This window comes from Rickettsia rhipicephali str. 3-7-female6-CWPP (assembly GCF_000284075.1).
GTDB classification, from domain to species: domain Bacteria; phylum Pseudomonadota; class Alphaproteobacteria; order Rickettsiales; family Rickettsiaceae; genus Rickettsia; species Rickettsia rickettsii.
Map to the genome: position 1 here is coordinate 1,218,914 of NC_017042.1, position 22,804 is coordinate 1,241,717.

Below are 22,804 nucleotides of genomic sequence, written 5' to 3' on the forward strand. Positions count from 1 at the left end.
TTATGTCCTTATGGTTACAGTTTATCAAAGGGGTTAAGTCCTTTGTATGTAGGTCTTTATATGTTGCCTGCAGCAGTTTTTGCTTTAATTGCCTCTTTAGTTATGCAATATTTACTCACACGATTTATCGCACGTGTAATAATGTTTAGTGGGCTTATCTTTACTACTATATCATTAATTTTACCTAGTATATTAGACTATAGAGATTTATTATCGAATACTATATATCTTGGATTGCTTGGTATAGGAAGTAGTCTATGCCTCTCTACCACCGTAACAGTTATGATGAATGCAGTACCGGCAGAGAGATCCGGAGGGAGGTGCAGCAGCATTACAAGAAACAGCATATGAATTAGGTAATGTATTAGGTATAGCTGTTATTGTGAGTATTACGTCTTTTATATATAGTAACAATCTAGTAATTCCTCACGGTGTTTCTGTATCAATGGCAGAAATAGCTCGTGACTCAATCGGTGAAGGAATAATTATTGCTCAACAAATACCACCTTCATTTGTTCACGAATTAATTAAGGAGGTTAATATTACTTTTATAAATGCATTTAATAGTAGATATTATTCTAGGAATAATCATGCTAATATTGGCGGGTGTGATTATGTATGTTCTTCCTCCTTTTAAAGCATCTACCTCTCTACATTAATATGATGAAACTGGTATAGAAACCTTACCGTCTTTTGCTATTTTTGCACTATTTACCATAATGGTTAAATGATCTTAGTGCTTATTTTTATAGTAGGTAGTTAATAAAATGAGATGATGATATTTTTAAGGCTATAAATCATTACTAAATATTTTTTCTAATTCTGCTAAGCGTTGTTCTATTCTTTCGATATTGCTTTTTGTTATAGGTCTTTCTAGTAAATCTGCTCTCTCGGCTTTTAGATTTTTTTTATTTTCATTTAAAGTACATTCTATGACGAGTCTTGAGATGGTTTTAGTATTTTGGTCAGACATATTTGTTCCCGATTGATTAAACTTAAACTGCTCACGTTTCAACCACCGAAGAGAAATAAACTCTTGGTGGTTGGGGGAGTAAGAAAACCATCAACGATAGCCATAATAGCCTTTAAGTTCTAAGCTTAAGCTTTAAACCTTGGACATAACTATTATAACCCCGACCTAAATAAAGCCGAGGATTGCATCAGTTTTGTGAGAAATGTTCTCACTTTTGGCAGAGGTTTCGACGCCCCGAAATAGCACTTTGCTACTCTAAGTATCATTTTATGTATAACTTTCAAAAAGTCAATGATGGTTTGTTATGGTACTAACAACGTTCTATGCTTCTATACCTGAGGAGTCATATAGTGATGATACATCGGCTAATAAAGGCATTTCGCAATTTTGATAGTCAATATCTGTGTAACGAGGGCTAAATATCTCAAATATTTCTGTAATGCTTTCTTTATATTCTTCAGACTTGGGATTTGCTGTTCGTATAATTGTTATTAAGCGTGCAAAGTTGCTGATAGTATTAAAACTATCATCACCGCCAAGACGCTTACATATTTCATGCAATATTCCGCTTGAAGAAGCTAAGTTTATTGCTATAGCGGATGGGGAATTTAATTTTACAATTTCATTATTTAAATTAGTTAGTGGTAGTATTGAGAATTCATATTCCTCAATAGATTTTGCTAGTTTTATAATATCATGTAAATTATTAATTTTTATAACTTCATCTAATATAACTGCATTATTCTTAAAATTTTCATGTAGTAGTTCTATAAATGCTAATTCTTTATTCTTCATTACTAAATCCAAATTTTCATTTTTTATATTTCTTCCCTTATACCAATCCCATCCATATTTAATGTAATACCCTAAGATAGTACCTACAGCTAATGTTCCTAATGCTACTCCAGCTATATAATAAGCACCGCTATATCCACCGTCATTTGTATCATCGTTAGGTCTTTCTGTAGTAGGGTCAGTGTAAGCTTTACCGAGTTGATCTAAAATATCTTTACCTATTTCTGTAGGAGAGACATTATCTAAAGAGAGACCTAAGTGATTTAGAGTATTTTCAAGAGTATTTATAAACGATTCACGAGGGATTAAAGTTTCTTTATAAGCGTTATAGTTTTGTAAAGCACTCATAGCTTCTTCTTTAGTGCATTCATTTAAACCTAAGAAATCAGCTTCGCTAGTTTCGGTAATATTGCCTTGAGAGAACACATAATCATTCGTTACTTTATAAAGTTGACCAAGAATACTAGCCGTACCGTTTTGATGAGGTGTTACGGCTTGTTGTAAAAGTATATGAGGATTATTTTCAGCATCGATAAAAATATTATTTATTGGAGTATTTAAACCATTGTTGCACTCTTGGTGTAGTATTGAAAAATCATTTGGGGACTCATTGAAAGATTGTTCAATGTTTTTCCAATTACACTGTGCATTATCCACTATATAACCTTTTTTAAAAGCTCCTTCAACAGTACTATATACTGATGAAAATATAGTACCGCTTAATTTATGAATGATGTGACTTATATTACCCGTTAAATTGCTTACTATTTCATTTCCAAATATAGGCATAACGCATTTAAAATTTATAAATATAGATGCCATAATGTTACTCCGTTAATTAATAAAACGTGGTTTCTAAAGTATGTTAATGTTTTTGTCAAGATAAAGTTAAAATAAATTAATATATGGAAAGATTTGAGAAAGATGATTGTTATGCTGTAATGTTTCGTTTTTTCGTCATTGCGAGGCGAGGCAAAGCTTCGACGTGGCAATCTCAGGCATTTTGTACTAGACTTCTTGCATAACCTCCTTCTAAAGGTAATTTGTACGTCAATCCGGTACTCGCATCCGTTTCCTGCAAATTCCTCTTTATAAGATAGGTTATGCAAGAAGTCTAGTACAAAATGCCTGAGATTGCCACGTCGAAGCTTTGCCTCGCCTCGCAATGACGATTTGGTGTCCATGCAATAATACCTTGCGGGAATGACATAGAACGAGCTATACAATATTACTTACCTATGCAGAAATTTTTAAAGATCTCGCCTAGTATTTCTTCTACGTTGATAACACCCATAATTGCACCGATGCAGCGTGCCGTCATTCTGATATCTTCAGTTGCTAGAACTAAATCATTATCTAAGCTAAAAGCAGTTAAATGTGAGAGAGCTTGTTGTAAATAGTTACGATGACGCTGATTTGTTATATAAGGAGTTTCGGTAAATCCTGCCATGTTTTCGGCAATATTTTCAATATTTTTTAATATACTTGAAAGAGCAATATTATTTTTTACTGAAACTCTTAAGCATTTATATTTATTTTCAATAGAAAAGATTTTACTAGCTTCGATTAAATCGATTTTATTAATTATTGTGATAGTATTTTCATCAATTAAATTAATAATATCTTCATTTATAGAGGAGTCTAATTTTTCGGCATCAAACATTATAATTTTAATATCTGCTGTTTTAGCTGAATTTATAGCTCGTTTTATACCTTCCTGCTCGATAATGTCACTACTTTCTTCTCCTATACCTGCTGTATCCTGTAAAATAATAGGATAGCCGCCAATGTCTAAATGTCCCTCAATTATATCTCTAGTAGTTCCTGCAATATTTGAGACAATCGCTATCTCTCTCTGCATTAAGAAGTTTAGTAAGCTAGACTTACCAACGTTTGGTGGACCGATAATTGCAAGCTTAAGACCACTTCGTAGTAATTCTCCTTTTCTGTTATCATTAAGATATTCCGATATTGTATTTACAAGAATTGTATGAGTATTAGTAACTTCATTAAGGACGGTATCAGGTATATCTTCATCAGGGAAATCTATATAAGCTTCAAGCAGAGAGATAATTTTTAAAAGCTGACTACGCCAATTATTATATAATTCTTCAAGTTTGCCGTTTGCTTGTCTAATTGCTTGCTTATGCTGCATTATAGTTTCGGCATTAATTAAATCGGCTATCCCCTCTGCTGCCGTTAAATCAAATTTGTTATTTAAAAAAGCTCTTTTGGTAAACTCTCCTGCTTCTGCCAAACGAATACCAGCTATATTTAATAATGCATTTGTCAGCATTATAGATATAGCTTTACTTCCATGCGTGTGAATTTCGACTACGTCTTCCCCGGTAAAGCTACCAGGTGACTTAAAATAAACAACCATAACATTATCGATTAGCTCCTTAGTTTCAGGGACTGTAATTTGTTGATAATACATTAATCTCGATTTAAAGTCCTTTCTACCGGTAAGTAGCTGTAAAACTTCTAAGCTTTTAGGACCAGAAATCCTAAAAACCGCTACGCCTGCTTTACCGAATGCAGAGCTTTGTGCAAATATCGTTTCCACTTATTTTCTATGCCTCTTGCTTAAGTTATTTTATATAATATAATAACAACAGAAATAATCATATTATTATTACTTAAGAAAATTATGACCCCAAAAACAACCTCTTTAAACTTTAGCCGTTTAAATTGTCAAATTCCGAATTATAAAACTAAAATTCTAGAACTTAGCAAGGAACGTGAGTCAAGTTCTATATATATAGATTTTGTTCAAAAGTTTTTAAATTATATTCCGATAGATTATGATTTTGAGAATAGAGAAAAATTATTCCAAAATTTTGCAGATGAAGCCTTTAAGTTTTTTAAGCAAAGGATAGTAAGAGCAAGAAAAATAGCAATAACAAAGGCAGTTATCGAAAATGATCCGGCAATAAATGTCTTGATATTACTTGATAATAAGCCGCATATTGTTGATTTTATCATATGTCTGCTTAAAAACATGAATTTGCAAACTAAGTTTTTACTCCATCCGGTAATAAACTGTGTCCGAAATAGTAAAGGAGAATTAGAAAAAATATTAGAAAATTCTGTGTCGGATGAAAAATCAGAATCAATACTACATTTAACCATTTTAGGAAATTTTGACGATAAAACTACTACATTTTTAACCGAGGCTATAAATGAAAGATTAGAAAAGTTAGAGCAAAGCTATAGCCATTTACCGCAATTACTCACAAAATTACAAGATTTATCTAAAAATATAATTGATAATTATCAATTAAATTTTAAAGAGGCTCAAGAATTCTTAAATTGGTTACAAAACGATAATTTGGTTTTATTAGGGACTCTTGATTTTGAAGTAAAATCTTTAAAATTAAGCAATGAAATAGGAGCAGCAAAAATATGGCAAGAAGTAAAAGACGAGATTGATGATATTATAAAATGTTCTGCTAATCCTTTATATCAAAATCAATTAATAATACTCGGTAAAATAAATAGTGCGTCGCTTATCCATTCAGATAATTTAATCGACTATATCTTAGTGAAAAAATTTGACTCTTCGGGTGAATATATTGCGGGAAGTATAATTTTCGGTATATATAATTCAAATATGTATTACCATTCAATAAGTAATATTCCAATCCTACGACAAAAATTTAATTTTGTAATTGAGAAAGCCGGTTTTGCATTGTCTGGTTATAATGCCGATAAGTTAAGAATTTTAATGGAGTCGTTACCGAGAGAAGCTTTAATACAAATTGATCAAGGCGATTTATATTGTATGTGTTTACATATGCTCTCAAGTATGATGAGTAAGAAGCTTAAATTATTTATTCAATATGATTGGTCTAGTTCTTTTCTTAATATCATAATTTTTCTGCCACGAGAACGTTTAACGTCTGAAATGCATAATATGATAGATTGTTATTTAGCAGAAAAATTCGGTAGTAAAATTTTATCCAACTATATCACCGAAGTAGCCGGTAATTTTTCTTATCTTTTTGTAACGCTTGAAGCACAAGGGGAACATAAAATAAATTTTGAAGCAGAAATAATACAGCAAGATTTAGATCGTATCTCTACACGTTGGAGTGAAGATTTTTATTTTAAGCTTTCTAAAAAATTCGGCGAATATCAAGCAGGTATTAATTTAAAGCTTTTTGATAATGTTTTTCCGGCAGATTATAGGCAAAAATTTTCTCCGGAAATAGCTTTAGTAGATATTGAATATCTAACGGAAGCAAGTAAGTCACAAAAATGTATGTTTAATCTAGTTTCTGTAAATGAAACGGAATTTTACTTAAAAATATATAGTCCAAAAGTAAAACTTGCACTTTCTAACATATTGCCGCCAATAGAAAATTTAGGTTTTAAAGCAATTGATGAACAAACTTTTGCAATTAAGGAGGCTCTCGAAATCAAAGAAAGCTGGATATATAATTTTATCTTAACTTCTATTGTACCTGTAAAGGATAATATTACCGAATTAAAAATAAATGTTGAAGAAGCTTTAGACAAAATGGCACTTGGGATGCTTGCTAATGATTCTTTAAGTAAATTAATAGTGCTTGCCGGTTTTAATTGGAAGCAAGTTAAACTCGTCAAAGCTTTAACAAGATATTTACATCAAACGGGATTTAGTTACGGTAAAGGTTATGTACAGTTAACGTTACTTAAACATCCCGAATATACAAAAATGTTGGTAAATCTATTTGATATAAAATTTAATCCTAAATATTCGGATAATAATTGTGACGTAATTAAAGACAAACTAAATAATTACTTAGTAACCGTTGAGATGAGTAGTGAAGATAAAGTACTACGTAATATGCTTGGTATAGTTAATGCTATTACTAGAACAAATTACTATCAACCACATAAACATATTTTTTCATTTAAGTTTGATTCTTCAAAAGTACCGGATTTACCTAAACCTGTTCCGTTTGCCGAAGCATTTGTTTATTCTAGAAATTTTGAAGCTATTCATTTAAGAGGCGGTCCCGTATCACGCGGAGGGCTTAGATGGTCGGATAGAGCAGAAGATTATAGGCTTGAGGTCCTTGGGCTTATGAAAGCACAGATGACTAAGAATTCCGTTATTGTCCCTGTCGGTTCTAAAGGCGGCTTTTATGTTCATTTTACTGAGGAAGGGCTTACTCGTGATGAATATATGGAAAAAGTGGTAGAATGCTATAAGAATTTCCTAAGAGGTTTATTAGACATAACTGATAATATCATTGACGGTAAAGTAGTACATCCAAAAGACGTTATTATTTATGATAAAGAAGATCCTTATTTAGTTGTTGCTGCCGATAAAGGTACAGCCTCATTTTCGGATTATGCTAATAGTGTGGCAAGAGAATATAATTACTGGCTTGATGATGCTTTTGCTTCCGGTGGTTCTGCAGGTTACGATCATAAAAAAATGGCTATTACTTCCAAAGGAGCTTGGATTTCCGTAACTAATCACTTTAAAACTTTAGGGTTAGATGTCCAAAAAGACCCTATTACCGTCGTAGGTATAGGAGATATGTCAGGAGATGTGTTCGGTAACGGTATGCTCAGATCAGAGGCTATTAAGTTAGTTGCTGCCTTTAATCATAAACATATATTTATTGATCCTACTCCTGATCCTTTATCAAGTTTTAATGAGCGTTTGCGTTTATTTAATTTAAAGGGTTCTAATTGGTCTGATTATGATTCTAAGCTTATTTCTAAAGGAGGCAAAGTATTTGAACGCAGTAGTAAATTAATAAAATTATCACCGGAAATTAAAAAATTACTTGATATAAATGATAATGAATTATCACCGGAAGAATTAATTAAAGCTATTTTAAAAGCAGATGTTGATTTATTGTGGAATGGCGGAATAGGTACTTATATCAAAGCTAAAACGGAAAATAATTTAGAAATCGGTGATAAAGCAAATGATAACCTTAGATGTAACGGTGAAGAAATTAGAGCAAAAGTTATAGCAGAAGGCGGTAATGTTGGGGTATCACAGAGAGGTAGAGTTGAATATGCTAAAAAAGGCGGACGCATAAATGCTGACTTTATTGATAATTCAGCAGGTGTTGATTGCTCCGATCATGAGGTAAATATCAAGATTGCTTTAAGTAGTGCAATAACCTCAGGAAAAATTACTTTAGAAGAACGTAATAAACTTCTAAACGATATGACAAAGCAAGTTGAAGAGTTAGTATTACTTGATAATTATAAGCAAACTGAAGCAATAACAATTATGCAACTATCTCCTACTTTAACTGTTAATATACTTAGTCAATTTATAGATATTTTAGAAGAAGCAAAAGTATTAGAGCGGGAAAATGAATTCTTGCCTAGTGCAGAAGAATTGAATAGAAGAGCTATTAGCGGTGAAGTATTAACTCGTCCTGAGCTTTGCATATTGCTATCATATAGTAAGAGATCTGCTTATCATGAGTTAATTAATTCTACTTTTTCCCATGATAAATATTTTGATGCATATCTTATAGATTATTTTCCTGAAATGATGCAAAAAAAGTTTCGTAATGAAATTTTATCTCATCCACTTAAACATGAGATTATTAAAACCGTTACTATAAATAAAATAATTAATCAGCTTGGAGGACCGCTTATTAGTATTGTAAAGCGTGAGATTGGGGCTCCTCTTTGTGATATAATAAGGTCATATACCATTATTTGTGAAATTTTTGATCTTGATGATATATGGGAAACGATAAGTAATAAGCTACCTACTAATATTGATTACAATGTAAAAATCGACATGTTTACCGAAATAACGAAATTAATGCGTCGAGGTATTTCGTGGTTTATTAAAAATTTAAAACATCCTATTAATATTAGTGGAACTATAGAAGAGTTTAGAGTCCCTGCACAAAACTTAAGAAAAATGGTAGATACTTTATTAGTCGGAGAAACTAAAATAAGATTTGAAGAAAAATTAAATTATTATACCACTAGCGGGGTAGAGGAGTCATTTGCTGCTACTATCGCTACATTTGACAATTTAATTTCAGTATTTGACATTATATATGTAACAAAACAGACTTCAGGGAATAATAAAGAGATAGCAAAAGCTTATTTTGTTATAAGTGATATGTTTAGTCTTGATTGGTTACGTAAAGCTTGTGATAGGCAATTGAACGATTCATTTTGGCGTCGCTTAGGTATTCAATCGCTAAAAGATGATTTATATGACAAACAACGTAGATTATTAATAAAAATAATTAATAAATCTAAAACAACTATTGATTTAGATTTATGGATTGATAATAATAATAACTTAGTTAGAAATTTTCTTGATTTTATTAAAGAAATTAAAGCTCAAGAAACTATAGACTTAAATATAATTATTTTAGCAAACAAGACATTTGAAATATTCTTACAAAAACTTGAGTAAATTATGTCGTCAATGCTTAAGCAAATTAGGTTAGATTCAGGTAAAACTTTAAATCAGGTATCTAGTGATTTAAAAATTAGAAAAAAATATTTAGTAGCTTTAGAAGAGGATGATTTTAATGTTTTACCGGGAGAAGTATACGTAAGAGGTTACTTAAAATTATACTTGGATTATCTTAATGTAAAAGATAGAAATGCAGAGCAGATAGAAGCTACTAAACAGAACGAAACCGAAAAATTATTAAATAATAAAAGAGCTACGGTATTGATAAATTATAAACGTAAAAAACAATTAGTACTTATATCTATTATAATGTTATCAATTATTATTGTAAGTCATCCATTCATAATTAACGTTTAAACGAAAATGGATAATGAAATATTAGACTGCTTACAGAACGAAGCTAATAAAGAGGCATTTGAAGGAGACACGGAACGCGGCACCGCAGCATACATAGACAGACGTACGTGAGGATGCCAGGATCAACGTACAAATTACCTTTAGAAGCAAGTTATGTAAGCAGTCTAAAGAAATTAATGGAAGAAGTAGAACATAAACTCGATGATTTGTTGAGTATGCTTGTAAATAATCAAAATGAAGTTCAAAAATTACAAAACGAAAATAAAGCATTAAAAGATAATTATATAACAATGCTAGATCAAATTAGCATTTATATTAATGAACTTGAAGAACTAAAAAGACAGCAAAAATAATTATGTCAATTGTTACAGTAACATTAAATAACAAGAGTTTTCAATTATATTGTAATAATGGAGATGAGGAAGAATTACTATCTTTAGCGAATAAATTGAATGATAAAATAGCGGAAATTAAACTTGGTAGTCCCACAGCTTCTTTTGAGCTATTATTAGTTATGGCATCACTTAATGCGCAAGCTGAAATAGCTAGTCTAACAGAAACACTTAATAAAAACGGTCTTCAAAAAAATCATCCCGACGAAGAAAAATTCGCAGAAACCTTAACTACTATAGCAGGTTACCTAGAAAACCTTGCACGTAAAATGGGAAAGTGATATATTAGCTCTTGGCTGCTTGGTTCGTGAGCTTAATATTAACCTAGGACTACCACTAACTTTTAGGACATCGTCCCTGTCTAATACTAATTCAGTTTAGATATATGAAGTCCACCTTTACATAAAGGTCTTTGAAGGATTTTAAGTAACGGCCAAAGCGGTTATGTATACTCGTTTAATTTGAAAAATTGGCTACGTTGTCTTTTGCTGATAATCCTCACGTACTAGTATGTACGCTGTGGTTATCAGCTTCAAGACGCCTTGCTCTTTTCCAAATTAAACTTCGTCTACCTACTTTTCGTTTACTCACAGTATACCTTTAAAATGAAACAAACAAAATCACGCAATAAAGTTCTCGGTGCTTTTTTAGGCACTATTATTGAATATTACGACTATAGTTTATATGGTTTTTCAGCGGCAATTATCGCTGATAAATTCTTTTCAGCCAGTACTGATCTATTAACAAAACTTGTAAATGTTTTTGCCGTTTATGCAGCAGCATATTTATCAAAGCCTATGGGTGCTTATATTTTTGGACGTATAGGGGATATATACGGTCGAAAAAAAGCCTTAAGTTTTACGATTATCGGTATTGTAATCCCTACCTTAATAATAGGTTTATTGCCCGATTATGCCTCGATAGGAGTTTGGAGTACAATAATTTTAGTTTTATGTCGCTTCATGCAAGGTATTTTTATTGGAGGGGAATATGACGGTGCAGCGATTTATGTTATTGAACATTTAGGAGCAAAATACCGATTTACTGCCTCGGCAATAACTAGATGTACAGGAGTAATGGGTTTATTATGCGGAATCGGTGCAACTAATTTCTTTAATTCTCATATTTTTCCGGAGTGGGGTTGGCGTATTCCGTTTTTACTAAGTTTACCACTTGCATTAATAACTCTTTATTATCGCCAGAAATTTGATGAAACACCGGCGTTTAAAAAAGCACACTATAGCCAAGATTCTATTGAAAAACTTAGCTCTATAATTAAAAAGCAATGGAAAAATATTGCACGGTTAATATTTTTAGCCGGAGGTTTTGGAGCAACATATCAAATTGCGATCATCTTTATGAAGCAATATTTACCGATCATATTACCTTCAGTCGGTATTATTATGAGTTCTTTTTCGGTCTTAATAGTAATATGTTTTGCTGTTTGCATGCCGATTGCCGGTTTTATTGCCGATCGCTTAGGAGTTAATTCGGTATTAAAAATCGCATTTATATGTACTATTACAGCAAGTGTATTTTTTGTGATAGCAGTAAAATATCAAATGACTAATTTAGGACTTGCAACTAGTTTAATGTTAGCTGCATCAGTTGCACCTTTTAATGCTCTTGCTCATAGTATAGTTATTAAGTCTTTTGTAGTTAAAGAACGCTATCGTGTTATAAGTTTAGGACATAATATCGGCTCAATGTTAATGTCCGGTACTGCTAATTATATTTGTGCAAAGGTAATAAAATCATTTGATTTTAACCTATTCCCGATTTTATATCTTTGCATGTTTGCCGTACTTGCTTATTCTATGACCATATTATTTAACCATAATAGGTAAAAAATAAATCTTGACGAAATAATGAATGTAAGTATCTTTATTTGTAATTTTTTTAACTTTAAATGTTATGCATAAAATTTTTCATAAATCTATAATTTTTATTATCTTATCTATACAAGGAAATATTAGTTTTACCGATGCAAACGGAAGTATATATGCTAGATATTGGTAATTGCAAAGAACGTAAATATGACTATGAAGATCATTTGGAAGAATTGTTGAAGCAAGAAATTTCTTTAGCAATGCAGAAGAATGGTTTAAGAGTTAAGCTATTGCAACAACAAAGATATTAGAACACAAAAGCTTGATGATTTAGTATCTCGTTCCGTAGCTCCTATAATAATGCTTATACTGCTTTATATACGCCTTTATTATGGCCTGAAGCAAAAGCTTTCTCAATGACCTAAAATATAGGTGAACCTGTTATAATTTTAGGAGAAAAAACAGGAACTGATATATTTGTATTACTTAATTATGTGCAAATGATAAAGACTAATGGAGCTCGTACACGTGACTTTTTAATGAGTGCTTTGGGTTGTTCAGTAAGTAATGCAGATAATATATTTATGTCTATAGGAATAGTAGAAGCCAAAAGTGGTAGAATATTATGGACTAATGCAATGCCCCAAGCACAACCATTTAGTAGCTCTATTTTCTCTTCTCGTGATAAATCAGAAATTGGCAATTTTCATTCAGTAATAAATATGCTGTTATCTCCATTATAAACTGAATTTTGTGTCGTTCAGGGGTGGTTTTGGTGTGGCTTATTATTATTCCTCTCTGTCATCCCGTGATTTATTCACGGGATCCAGTAAAACATATAGTATGGGTAGACAAAACACATCTAATTTAAGTTCATAAACTATAAATCGTTTTTATCAAATAGGAAAAATTCACCTATTTCAGGGATAATAAACTTATTTTCATCAATATTATGTTTTTTCATAGCTTGTCGGAGTTCCAAAGGAGCGGCATTAAATGCTTCATCAGCTAATTGAAAGACGTCAAAATGACTAGCTATAGAATAATTTAGCGCCTAAGTCCAAATGAGTAAATACGGCTTCTTCAGGATGCATATGCACCGGTTTCATAAACCATCTTGGTTCATAAGCCCCTATCGGAATAAGGCTTATTAAAATATTATGTTTTTTTCCGATCTCTTTGAAAAGAGTATAGTTATAACCCGAATCACCTATAAAACAAATATCTCCTATCTTAGTTTTAATGATAAAAGTTCCCCATAATGCTTTATTTTTATCAAATATTCCTCTAGCCGACCAATGCTGTATCGGTTCTAAATAAAATTCTACATCGCCTTTAATTGCATCTTCTTGGAAACTTTTTGAATTTAGCTGTATTTCTTGTTCTTTATATGACTCTCCCCACCCTAAGGTAACAATTTCTGCATCGGTAATATGTTTTTTGATTATTACGTCATTCATTAGCGGTGTAATAATCTTAGGCTTATCTCGTACCCATAAATCTTTAATTGTTCTGATATCTCAATGGTCATAGTGATTATGGCTTATTAATATAACATCTATTTTAGGTCAATCAGTAAAATTAATACCGGGTTTTACCACTCTCTTTGGTCCTGCAAAAGTAAAAGGACTAACCCGCTCCGACCGTACTGGATCGGTCAAGATATTTAAACCGTCTATTTGAATTTAAAAGGTTACATGCCCTACATAGGCTACTCGTACAGCGTCATCTCGATCGCTTGATACTAATGCATTTCGTGGAACTCGTCTGTAGTCACGTACTAATGTAGTAACAAAACAAACTACCATACTATAAATCTGTTTTATAAACATAATTTTTTAGTTTTTATAATTATTTACAATTAAGAGAATAAAAGTCAAAAAAAAGCAATAATTAAATTACAAAGGTTTATGAAATCTCGAATGCAAGGTTCGAATTTTCATGATATATTTTTTTAATTTAACTTTTTTGAAATGAACCTATTAACAGAATCACAATAGCATAATATACGTATATATTCCGAATAAATGAAGAGTAGTTAAACGAGTATATTACCTATACTCGTAATCTTTGTGTAGTTTACTAGCGAGTGCCTGTTCCCATCTATCGCCATTTTGCAGTAATCTTTCTTTATCGTAAATAAGTGCGGTATGAGTTAGACTTGCAAACTCAAAATTAGGACCTTCAACTATTGCATCTACAGGGCAAGCTGCCTGACATAATCCGCAATAAATGCATTTTGTCATATCTATATCATAACGAGTAGTACGCCTGCTGCCATCTTCGCGTTCGTCCGCTTCAATTACTATCGCTTGTGCCGGACAAATCGCCTCACAGAGTTTGCACGCAATGCAGCGTTCTTCACCATTTTCATAGCGACGCAGGGCATGTTCACCCTTAAATCTTGGACTAACAGGGCTTTTTTCATAAGGATAATTTATGGTAACTTTGGGCTTAAAGAAATACTTTAAAGTCAAAGCCATCCCCCTTACTATCTCATATAGAAAAAACGATTTTAAATAGTTTATCATAAAAATTATATATTAAAGATCGATGTATTTCTCTGCGGGGCATTGCCCGTATGGATACCGAGTCATCATTGCGAGCAGCCGTAGGCTGCGTGGCAATCTCGTCAAATATCCTGAGATTGCTTTGTCAATTACTTCGTAATTTCCTCGCAATGACGGGTAAACCGATCAAGCAACAATGACAATAACACCTAAATACTCGGTAAATTATCTGTATAAACAAGCACACTTGATACTAACACCACCCAAAATAAAGTCAGAGGTAAAAATACTTTCCAGCCAAGTCGCATTAATTGATCATAGCGATATCTTGGTAAGGTCGCCCTAATCCATAAAAAACAAAACAATAAGAATCCGACCTTAAATACAAACCAAAAGAACCCCGGAATACAATCTAACCACGATATATTAAAGGGCGGCAAGTAACCTCCTAAAAAGAAAGTCGTAGTCATTGCACTAACTAATATCATATTAGCATATTCACCTAGAAAAAATAAAGCAAATCCCATAGAGGAATATTCAACATTATAGCCAGCAACTAACTCCGATTCTGCTTCAGGTAAATCAAAAGGTAATCTATTTGTTTCGGCAAGCACCGAGATAAAAAACACGACACCCATAGGTAGTAGCATTAAATCAATCCACCACGGCATTGTTCTTTGTGCTTTAATGATCTCACTTAAATTGAGAGTACCGGTAGTAAGTAGCACGGTAATAATAACCAGCCCCATCGACACTTCATAAGAAATCATTTGGGCAGAGGAACGTATAGCTCCTAAAAAAGCATATTTTGAGTTACTAGCCCAGCCGGCAATAATAATGCCGTAAACACTTAAAGAGGAAATAGCAAGAATATATAAAACACCTACATTAATATCTGCCAGAACTACGCCCTGTGCAAAGGGTATAACTGCCCAGCCGATTAAACTTAATATAAAAGTTATCATCGGTGCTAAAATAAATAATATTTTATCGGAATTGGTTGGAATGATCGGCTCTTTGAATAAGAGCTTAACCGCATCAGCAATAGGCTGAAGTAATCCAAACGGACCGACAACGTTAGGTCCTCGTCGAAGCTGCATTAATCCAATAACACGACGCTCTGCATATGTTAAATACGCAACACACAATATTAAAGGGATAGTAATTGCAACTACCTTTAGAGCGATGATAATTAACGGAAAAATATATTCAAAAAAGAATTCTAGCATGATTGTACTCTTATTATATCATTCCCGCAAAAGTGGGAATCCAGAAAATAATTTACAAAAAAAGAGCTGGATTCCCGCTTTTGTGGGAATGATATATGGGGTGAGAATAGCATATTTTTCATCATGCTGCCTCCCCGTTTCTTGCTTCCTTAGCCTCAACGCACTTAGCCATAGTGACCGAATTTTTACTAATCACGTCAGTCATATAATAATTAATAGGTTCTGCAGTTATAGGCTCTTTTGATAACTTATCTTTAGAGCTAAACTTACTAAATTTATTTTCTATAATTCTATCAATACTAGCAAATACCTTATATTCTTTAGCAAGCCTTACTCTTACTTCTTGCAAATTATCCATTCCGATATCTATTTTTAGATAACCAGCAAGCTCTTTAATAATTTCTATATCTTCTTTAGCTACCCCTACAGGCGATACTGCTTTTTCTGCTATTTGCGGTCTACCTTCTAAATTTACGTAAATTCCGCTCTGCTCGGTATAAGCAGCCGCAGGTAAAATTACGTCAGCACTGCTAGCACCTGCGTCCCCGTGATGTCCTTGATATATTATAAAAGTCGATTTCAGCTTATCAAATGGGACGGCGTCCGCTCCAAGTAAATAAGCGAGTTCCAACTCTTCGAGCTTAATAGGAGTATTAAAACCAATATCAAGACCGCCAACTATAGAAGCGTGATTATGCAATATATTAAAGCCTTTCCAATCATCACGCATAATATTATATTCAGTCACTATCTTATGAATAAGCGACAATATAGCATATCCGTCATCTCTTGCATATACACCGTCACCTACTATAATTATCAGATATTTTGCTGCTTTTAAGGCTTTCGTAAACTCATGAGTACCAATGGCTAGCTCCTCAATAATCTTAATATCACTTCCTAAATCCTGAATTTTATAGGTTTGGTTATGCCCTCCACCTATTCTTGCTACTTTTAGTGAGTCGGCACGTACTCGCATACCTATTCTACTATTTAATACTGGAGCTATTTGCCTTGGATTTGCTCCGATTAGCAAACATAAATCAGCCTTTTCTATCTCTGCAATAGTAGTATTAAATAAATAATTGCCTCGCTGCGTGGTATCTAGTTTATAGTCAAACTGATTAACACTATAATTATTAGAACCAAGCTTTTGCAATAATGTTTTTAACATAAACATTGCTTCGACAGAAGAGAGAGAACCAGCAATAGCAGCAATCTTTTCTGGTTTTACTGATTTTATTTTATTCGCTACTGTCTTTAAAGCTTCACTCCAGCTAGCTTCTACTAACTTACCGTTTTTTCTGATATAAGGACGATCCAAGCGCTGATATTTTAAACCGTCATAACTAAAACGATTCTTATCCGAAAGCCACTCTTCATTTATTTCTTCATTAACACGAGGTAATATCCTCATTACCTCATCGCCTCTACTATCAATACGAATATTAGAACCTTCGGCATCATGCACTCCAATGCTAGCGGTATGTTTTAGCTCCCATTTACGAGCTTTAAAAGCATAAGGCTTAGAGTTCAAAGCACCGACGGGACAAATATCGATCATATTACCGGAAATTTCGGAATCTAAAGTTTGCTCTAAATATGAAGTTACTTCCATGTGTTCTCCACGGTGAATAGCTCCCATTTCCTCTATTCCCGCTATATCGCTAACAAATCTAATACATCTTGTGCATTGTATGCATCTAGTCATCGCTGTTTTAATCAGCGGTCCCATATATTTATCTTTAATAGATCTCTTATTTTCGTGGAATCTATTAGTACCTTTGCCGTATCTGAAAGCTTGATCCTGTAAATCACACTCTCCGCCCTGATCACAAATAGGACAATCTAAAGGATGGTTAATCAGTAAAAACTCCATCACCCCTTCACGTGCTTTTTTTACCATAGGCGTATCGGTATGAATAACCATACCGTTACTTACCGGCATAGCACAAGAAGCTATAGGCTTTGGTGATTTTTCCATTTCAACCAAGCACATACGGCAATTACCAGCGATTTTTAGACGCTCATGATAACAAAAATGAGGGATTTCTTTTCCTGCTTGTGTACAGGCTTGATAAACGGTGCTACCTTCTGATACTTCTATTTCAGAGCCGTCTACGTTCAGCTTTATCATTTTTATTTTATCCAATAAGTCATAGGGTTTGGGTATGCTTTGTCTTCTATCATATATTTAAAACCGATGGCAACACGAAGTATATACCAAACAGCGAGTATAAAGTATAGTACTACTCCAATCATGATAAACGTAAATATAAAACATACAATCCACCCAAGAACCCCAAGGCAAAAAGTACGAAATAAAAACACGTAATGACTAATTGCAAAGTTATCGCCTTTATCTTTGTTAAGATATGCAAAAAATACCCCGATTAACGGCAATATCGGAGCTACTATCCCGCATAAATATAATATATATACCACAATTAAATTTTTCTTACCGCTCTTGGTATATTCTTTAAGATGCTTGTCCATATTTTTACCTCTTTATGTCGTTCCCGTGTGGCGTTGTTGCATGGCTATCTGAGTTGTCATTGCGAGCAGCCGTAGGCTGCGTGGCAATCTCATGAAATAATAACAAACTCCCAAGATTGCGTACGTACAATTGCTACGCAATTTCCTCACAATGACGATACCAGCAAACTACCCCTTCAAACTCTCTACCACAAAATGCATAATACTACCGTGCTTTATATAATTTATCTCATTATCCGTAAATATTTGCAATATTAAATCGATTGTTCTTATTTCACCGGTTTGTTTTTTTATCACGCATTTAACAGGATTATAAGAGCTTATATTCTCGCTTAAGCCTGTAATGTCAATAGTTTCTGAACCATCTAACTTTAAATCTAATCTTGTATTATTACCGGTAAAAGTTAGCGGTAAAATACCCATACCTACTAAATTTGAGCGATGTATTCGCTCAAAGCTCTCGGCAATCACTGCCTTTACACCAAGCAACCCAGGTCCTTTTGCTGCCCAGTCTCTAGATGAGCCACTGCCATATTCTTTACCTGCAAAAATCACTACCGGTACATCATGAGCTTTGTAGTCCATAGCTGCATCGTAGATAGTTTGCTGCGTGCCGCTTAACTGGTTTATGGTAAACCCGCCTTCTACACCTTTACACATCTCATTTTTTATACGAATATTAGCAAATGTGCCACGCATCATTACTTCATGATTTCCTCTACGTGATCCGTAAGAGTTGAAATCTAGAGGCTCTATATGATGGTCCGTTAAATATTTAGCAGCAGGACTGGTTTTACTAATACTACCTGCCGGCGAAATATGATCGGTAGTAATAGAATCACCGAGAATTGCTAGAATTTTTGCAGATTTTATATCTTGTATATTATTCTTACTTCCTATATCCTCAAAATAAGGCGGATTATTAATATAGGTACTATTCTTATTCCAGTTATAAGTAGAACTATTTGTAACCTGTAAATCTTTCCACTCTTTCGTTCCGCTAAATATATCAGAATATTTTTCTATAAACATAGAGGAATTAATGGAATTTGCAATAACTTCATCTATCTCTTCTTTGCTTGGCCAAATATCTTTTAAATAAATATTTTCTCCTATGGGCATATTTGTTAGATCTATATTAAGAGTGCCGCTAAGTGCATATGCTACGACTAAAATAGGCGAGCCGAGATAGCTTGCTTTAGTAAGCGGATTAATTCGCCCTTCAAAATTCCTATTACCAGATAAAACAGAAGCAACAACTAGCCCGTTTTTGTTAATAGTTTCCTCTATTTCCGGATTTAGAGGTCCGGAATTACCGATGCAAGTAGTGCAGCCGTAACCTACTAGATTAAACCCTAATTCATCTAAATATTTATCAAGACCGCTAAGCTTCAAATATTCCGTTACGACTTTTGAACCAGGAGCAAGAGAAGTTTTAACCCAAGGTTTTACCTTTAACCCGTGTTCTAGTGCTTTTTTAGCAAGAAGTGCTGCACCAATCATAACCGAAGGATTAGAAGTATTAGTACAGCTAGTAATTGCTGCAATTACCACATCGCCGTTACCGATTTCGTAATTCTGATTTGCTACGGCATATTTTTTATCAATGTCTTTATTTTCTAAAGCAAAATTCGGTAATTCATATTTAAAATTACTTGCTACATCGTTTAAGTTTACTCGATCTTGCGGACGTTTTGGACCGGCAAGTGAACTATGTACCGTAGATAAATCTAGCTCTAAAACCTCGGTATATTCTGCTGCATGTTCAAAATCATACCAAAGATTCTGCTCGGTTGCGTATTTCTCTACTAATCTGATTTGCGTTTTTTCTCTACCTGTTAGCTCTAGATATTTTATAGTTTCTTGATCAATCGGGAAAAAGCCGCAAGTAGCACCGTATTCAGGCGACATATTAGAAATAGTAGCACGATCGGCAATCGTTAGGTTTTTAAGCCCCTCACCGAAAAACTCGACAAATTTACCTACTACTTTCTTTTTCCGCAACATCTTGGTAACGGTTAAAACTAAATCGGTTGCGGTAGCTATACCTGTTAATTTTCCTGTTAGTTTTACCCCAATTACCTCCGGCAGGATCATAGTAAGAGGTTGACCTAGCATGGTAGCTTCTGCCTCTATTCCGCCGACTCCCCAACCAAGCACCGATAAACCGTTTACCATAGTTGTATGGCTATCCGTTCCAACTAAACTATCAGGATAAAGGGTGCCGTCTTTATGCCACACGACTTTTGCTAAATATTCTAAATTTACCTGATGACAAATACCCGTACCCGGTGGCACTACTTTAAAATTATTAAATGCTTGCTGCCCCCATTTAAGAAATGCATAACGCTCCATATTACGTTTCATTTCTATTTGAACATTTTTATCGAATGAATCCTTAGCTGCATAAGAATCAACGCTTACGGAATGGTCTATTACCAAATCAACAGGAATAAGCGGGTTAATTTTTAACGGATCGCCTCCTATTTTCTTCATTGCATCACGCATAGCCGCCAAATCTACAATAGCAGGCACACCGGTAAAGTCCTGCATCAAAACTCTTGCCGGCATAAAATCTATTTCCGCATCAGATTTTTTAGTTTTTAGCCATTCTTTAAATACAAGTAAGCTTTGCTTTGAACCATTAGAACGTAATACATTCTCAAATAATACTCTTAAACTATATGGAAGCTTTTTTAAGGGAAGATCGATATCACTTGCTGCTTTACTTATATCGTAAATTTTGTATGAAGTATTATCGACTGATAACTCTTGTATATATTCTGAATTATGTACTTTTGACATTTGTTTCTCACTTGATTATGTGGAATGAACATCGTCATTGCGAGCAGCCTTAGACTGCGTGGCAATCTCAGGAAGGTTGACAAGATTGCCGCGTCGCTTCGCTCCTCACAATGACGGAAAAAAGCCTTGCAATGACATTAAAATAACCTTATCCCAAAACGTAGATTTTTCAAACAAATTAATGTTGATCTGATAAAGGTTTTTGAAGATCGAGAAGCTTAGTTGCTATTTCCGCTTCACTTAAATCCGTAACGTTAATAGCCGTTTCCGTAGCTATATTAATATAATTTGCCGTTACTTTGGTTACACCACCGGAAATAAGATAAGTGTTTTCGGATTTATGCATATCATCTATATAAACCTGCACTAAACCGGCTTTTAAACTAACAATCATCAGAACGTGACTCGGCAGCACTCCAAACATACCCTCCTCACCCGGCATTGTTACCATTTTAGCTTGCTTTTCAAATGCAATACTTAAAGGAGTAATTATTTTGACTAGAATTGTTGCGTTCATAGAATAATATAGTAAAATTACTACGTCACTTCAACGTCTGCGCCTTCTCTATAGCCTCGTCTATAGTTCCGACCATATAAAAAGCAGCTTCCGGTAAATCATCGTATTTACCCTCTACAAGTCCTTTAAAACCTACGATAGTATCGGCTAGATTAACAAATTTGCCTTCAGCTCCGGTAAATACTTCAGCGACATGGAAAGGCTGCGATAAGAAACGCTGTATTTTTCTAGCACGTGCCACGGTTAGTTTATCTTCTTCGGATAGCTCATCCATACCTAAAATAGCGATAATATCCTGCAACGATTTATAAGTTTGTAAAACCTGCTGCACTTGTCTTGCTACACTATAATGTTCTTCACCGACAATCATCGGATCAAGTACCTGCGAATTACTATCTAACGGGTCAACTGCCGGATAAATCCCAAGCTCGGCTATCTGACGGCTAAGTACCGTTGTAGCATCTAAATGTGCAAAAGAAGTAGCAGGAGCAGGATCAGTTAAATCATCCGCCGGTACATATATAGCCTGCACGGAAGTTATTGAGCCGTACTTAGTAGAGGTGATACGCTCTTGTAGTTCGCCCATATCGGTTGCAAGAGTAGGCTGATACCCTACCGCTGACGGAATCCTACCGAGTAACGCCGATACTTCAGAACCTGCTTGAGTAAAACGGAAAATATTATCTACAAAAAACAAAACATCTTGCCCTTCATTCATATCTCTAAAACTCTCCGCAATGGTCAGACCGCTTAACGCAACTCTTGCCCTTGCTCCCGGCGGCTCGTTCATTTGTCCATAAACTAAAGCTACTTTTGACTTTTCAGGCTCTGCAAGGTTAATAACACCCGAGTCAATCATTTCATGGTAAAGATCATTACCTTCTCTAGTTCTCTCACCGACTCCTGCAAATACCGTATAACCGCCGTGTGCTTTAGCTACGTTATTAATAAGCTCCATTATAAGCACGGTTTTACCGACTCCTGCACCACCGAATAGTCCTATTTTACCGCCTTTAGTATAAGGAGCAAGTAAATCAATAACTTTAATACCGGTTACTAATATATTACGCTCGGTTGACTGATTGGTAAAATCAGGAGCAGGCTTATATATAGAAGAAATATTTGAACTTTTAATGTCTCCTTTACCGTCAATCGGCTCACCTACAACATTCATAATACGCCCAAGCGTCTCAGTACCTACAGGAATACGAATAGGACTGCCTGTATCTATTACTTCTACGCCCCGCACTAACCCTTCCGTAGAATCCATAGCAATACAACGCACCGTATCATCACCTATATGTTGTGCTACTTCCAGTACTATCCTTTGTTTATCGTTATAGCACTCTAGAGCATTTAAAATTTCCGGTAACTCACCGTTATTCGTAAATTTTACATCCACCACCGCTGAAATAATCTGAGTAATTTTTCCAATATTTTTTGCCATGATTTTTTCTTTTGTTAAAAAATATACTACAAATAAAATGAAGAGC

General features: G+C 34.0%; 20 protein-coding genes and 1 other RNA gene. 9 read left to right on the forward strand and 12 right to left on the reverse strand.

Translation table 11 applies throughout. The features are described 5' to 3' along the window. Positions 1-289 precede the first annotated feature (289 nt). Complete coding sequence (locus MCC_RS10705; protein WP_231288695.1) at positions 290-637, forward strand: hypothetical protein; 348 nt, start codon at positions 290-292, stop codon at positions 635-637. Positions 638-790: 153 nt separating this feature from the next. Here MCC_RS10705 and MCC_RS06705 read toward each other — a convergent pair whose 3' ends face one another. The 3 genes from MCC_RS06705 to mnmE all read right to left on the reverse strand — a co-directional run bounded on the left by MCC_RS06705 (position 791) and on the right by mnmE (position 4,334). After that, a complete protein-coding gene (locus tag MCC_RS06705; RefSeq protein ID WP_014409076.1) occupies positions 791-973 on the reverse strand; it encodes a hypothetical protein in 183 nt (60 codons plus the stop codon). 321 nt (positions 974-1,294) lie between these two features. Beyond that, positions 1,295-2,590 carry a DUF5460 family protein gene (locus tag MCC_RS06710; protein WP_014409077.1) on the reverse strand — a complete coding sequence of 432 codons (1,296 nt, stop codon included), beginning with the start codon at positions 2,588-2,590 and terminating at the stop codon, positions 1,295-1,297. Between the two features lie 406 nt (positions 2,591-2,996). Continuing rightward, positions 2,997-4,334, reverse strand: a complete 1,338-nt coding sequence (gene mnmE, locus MCC_RS06715) for a tRNA uridine-5-carboxymethylaminomethyl(34) synthesis GTPase MnmE (RefSeq protein ID WP_014409078.1) — start codon at positions 4,332-4,334, stop codon at positions 2,997-2,999. Positions 4,335-4,418: 84 nt separating this feature from the next. On the opposite strand from mnmE, the gene MCC_RS06720 reads away from it, so the two are divergent. The 8 genes from MCC_RS06720 to MCC_RS06750 all read left to right on the forward strand — a co-directional run bounded on the left by MCC_RS06720 (position 4,419) and on the right by MCC_RS06750 (position 12,497). Next, a complete protein-coding gene (locus MCC_RS06720; RefSeq protein ID WP_014409079.1) occupies positions 4,419-9,173 on the forward strand; it encodes an NAD-glutamate dehydrogenase in 4,755 nt (1,584 codons plus the stop codon). 3 nt (positions 9,174-9,176) lie between these two features. Further along, positions 9,177-9,533, forward strand: coding sequence for a helix-turn-helix domain-containing protein (locus MCC_RS06725; protein WP_014409080.1), 357 nt, complete (start codon positions 9,177-9,179; stop codon positions 9,531-9,533). 113 nt (positions 9,534-9,646) lie between these two features. Next, positions 9,647-9,886: a hypothetical protein gene (locus tag MCC_RS06730; RefSeq protein ID WP_041405456.1), complete on the forward strand. Its 240-nt coding sequence runs from the start codon at positions 9,647-9,649 to the stop codon at positions 9,884-9,886. Positions 9,887-9,888: 2 nt separating this feature from the next. After that, positions 9,889-10,206 (forward strand): cell division protein ZapA, encoded by a 318-nt coding sequence (locus tag MCC_RS06735; RefSeq protein ID WP_014409081.1) that lies wholly within the window; start codon positions 9,889-9,891, stop codon positions 10,204-10,206. Positions 10,207-10,215: 9 nt separating this feature from the next. Next, positions 10,216-10,374: non-coding RNA, 6S RNA (gene ssrS / locus MCC_RS08615), on the forward strand. A gap of 156 nt (positions 10,375-10,530) precedes the next feature. Further along, on the forward strand, positions 10,531-11,772 hold the full coding sequence (locus tag MCC_RS06740) for an MFS transporter (protein ID WP_014409082.1): 1,242 nt from the start codon (positions 10,531-10,533) through the stop codon (positions 11,770-11,772). 137 nt (positions 11,773-11,909) lie between these two features. Next, on the forward strand, positions 11,910-12,065 hold the full coding sequence (locus MCC_RS10710; RefSeq protein WP_231288696.1) for a hypothetical protein: 156 nt from the start codon (positions 11,910-11,912) through the stop codon (positions 12,063-12,065). Positions 12,066-12,254: 189 nt separating this feature from the next. Next, the gene (locus tag MCC_RS06750) at positions 12,255-12,497 is read left to right on the forward strand and encodes a hypothetical protein (protein ID WP_231288697.1); all 243 of its coding nucleotides are present in this window, start codon (positions 12,255-12,257) and stop codon (positions 12,495-12,497) included. A 288-nt stretch (positions 12,498-12,785) separates the two neighbouring features. On the opposite strand, the gene MCC_RS10715 is transcribed toward MCC_RS06750, so the two are convergent. The 9 genes from MCC_RS10715 to atpD form a co-directional block, all read right to left on the reverse strand. Continuing rightward, on the reverse strand, positions 12,786-13,214 hold the full coding sequence (locus MCC_RS10715; protein ID WP_014409084.1) for an MBL fold metallo-hydrolase: 429 nt from the start codon (positions 13,212-13,214) through the stop codon (positions 12,786-12,788). Between the two features lie 225 nt (positions 13,215-13,439). Continuing rightward, on the reverse strand, positions 13,440-13,586 hold the full coding sequence (locus MCC_RS09240) for a hypothetical protein (protein WP_155813877.1): 147 nt from the start codon (positions 13,584-13,586) through the stop codon (positions 13,440-13,442). A gap of 219 nt (positions 13,587-13,805) precedes the next feature. Beyond that, positions 13,806-14,285 carry an NADH-quinone oxidoreductase subunit NuoI gene (nuoI, locus tag MCC_RS06760; protein ID WP_014365379.1) on the reverse strand — a complete coding sequence of 160 codons (480 nt, stop codon included), beginning with the start codon at positions 14,283-14,285 and terminating at the stop codon, positions 13,806-13,808. Positions 14,286-14,473: 188 nt separating this feature from the next. Continuing rightward, on the reverse strand, positions 14,474-15,493 hold the full coding sequence (gene nuoH, locus MCC_RS06765; RefSeq protein ID WP_014409085.1) for an NADH-quinone oxidoreductase subunit NuoH: 1,020 nt from the start codon (positions 15,491-15,493) through the stop codon (positions 14,474-14,476). Positions 15,494-15,614: 121 nt separating this feature from the next. Then, positions 15,615-17,630 carry an NADH-quinone oxidoreductase subunit NuoG gene (gene nuoG, locus MCC_RS06770; RefSeq protein ID WP_014409086.1) on the reverse strand — a complete coding sequence of 672 codons (2,016 nt, stop codon included), beginning with the start codon at positions 17,628-17,630 and terminating at the stop codon, positions 15,615-15,617. A gap of 2 nt (positions 17,631-17,632) precedes the next feature. Continuing rightward, the gene (locus tag MCC_RS06775; RefSeq protein WP_014409087.1) at positions 17,633-17,989 is read right to left on the reverse strand and encodes a DUF4870 family protein; all 357 of its coding nucleotides are present in this window, start codon (positions 17,987-17,989) and stop codon (positions 17,633-17,635) included. A gap of 168 nt (positions 17,990-18,157) precedes the next feature. Further along, complete coding sequence (acnA, locus tag MCC_RS06780) at positions 18,158-20,794, reverse strand: aconitate hydratase AcnA (RefSeq protein ID WP_014409088.1); 2,637 nt, start codon at positions 20,792-20,794, stop codon at positions 18,158-18,160. Between the two features lie 178 nt (positions 20,795-20,972). Further along, positions 20,973-21,311 carry a F0F1 ATP synthase subunit epsilon gene (locus tag MCC_RS06785; RefSeq protein WP_014409089.1) on the reverse strand — a complete coding sequence of 113 codons (339 nt, stop codon included), beginning with the start codon at positions 21,309-21,311 and terminating at the stop codon, positions 20,973-20,975. Positions 21,312-21,336: 25 nt separating this feature from the next. Then, positions 21,337-22,758, reverse strand: a complete 1,422-nt coding sequence (atpD, locus tag MCC_RS06790) for a F0F1 ATP synthase subunit beta (RefSeq protein WP_014409090.1) — start codon at positions 22,756-22,758, stop codon at positions 21,337-21,339. Positions 22,759-22,804 lie beyond the last annotated feature (46 nt).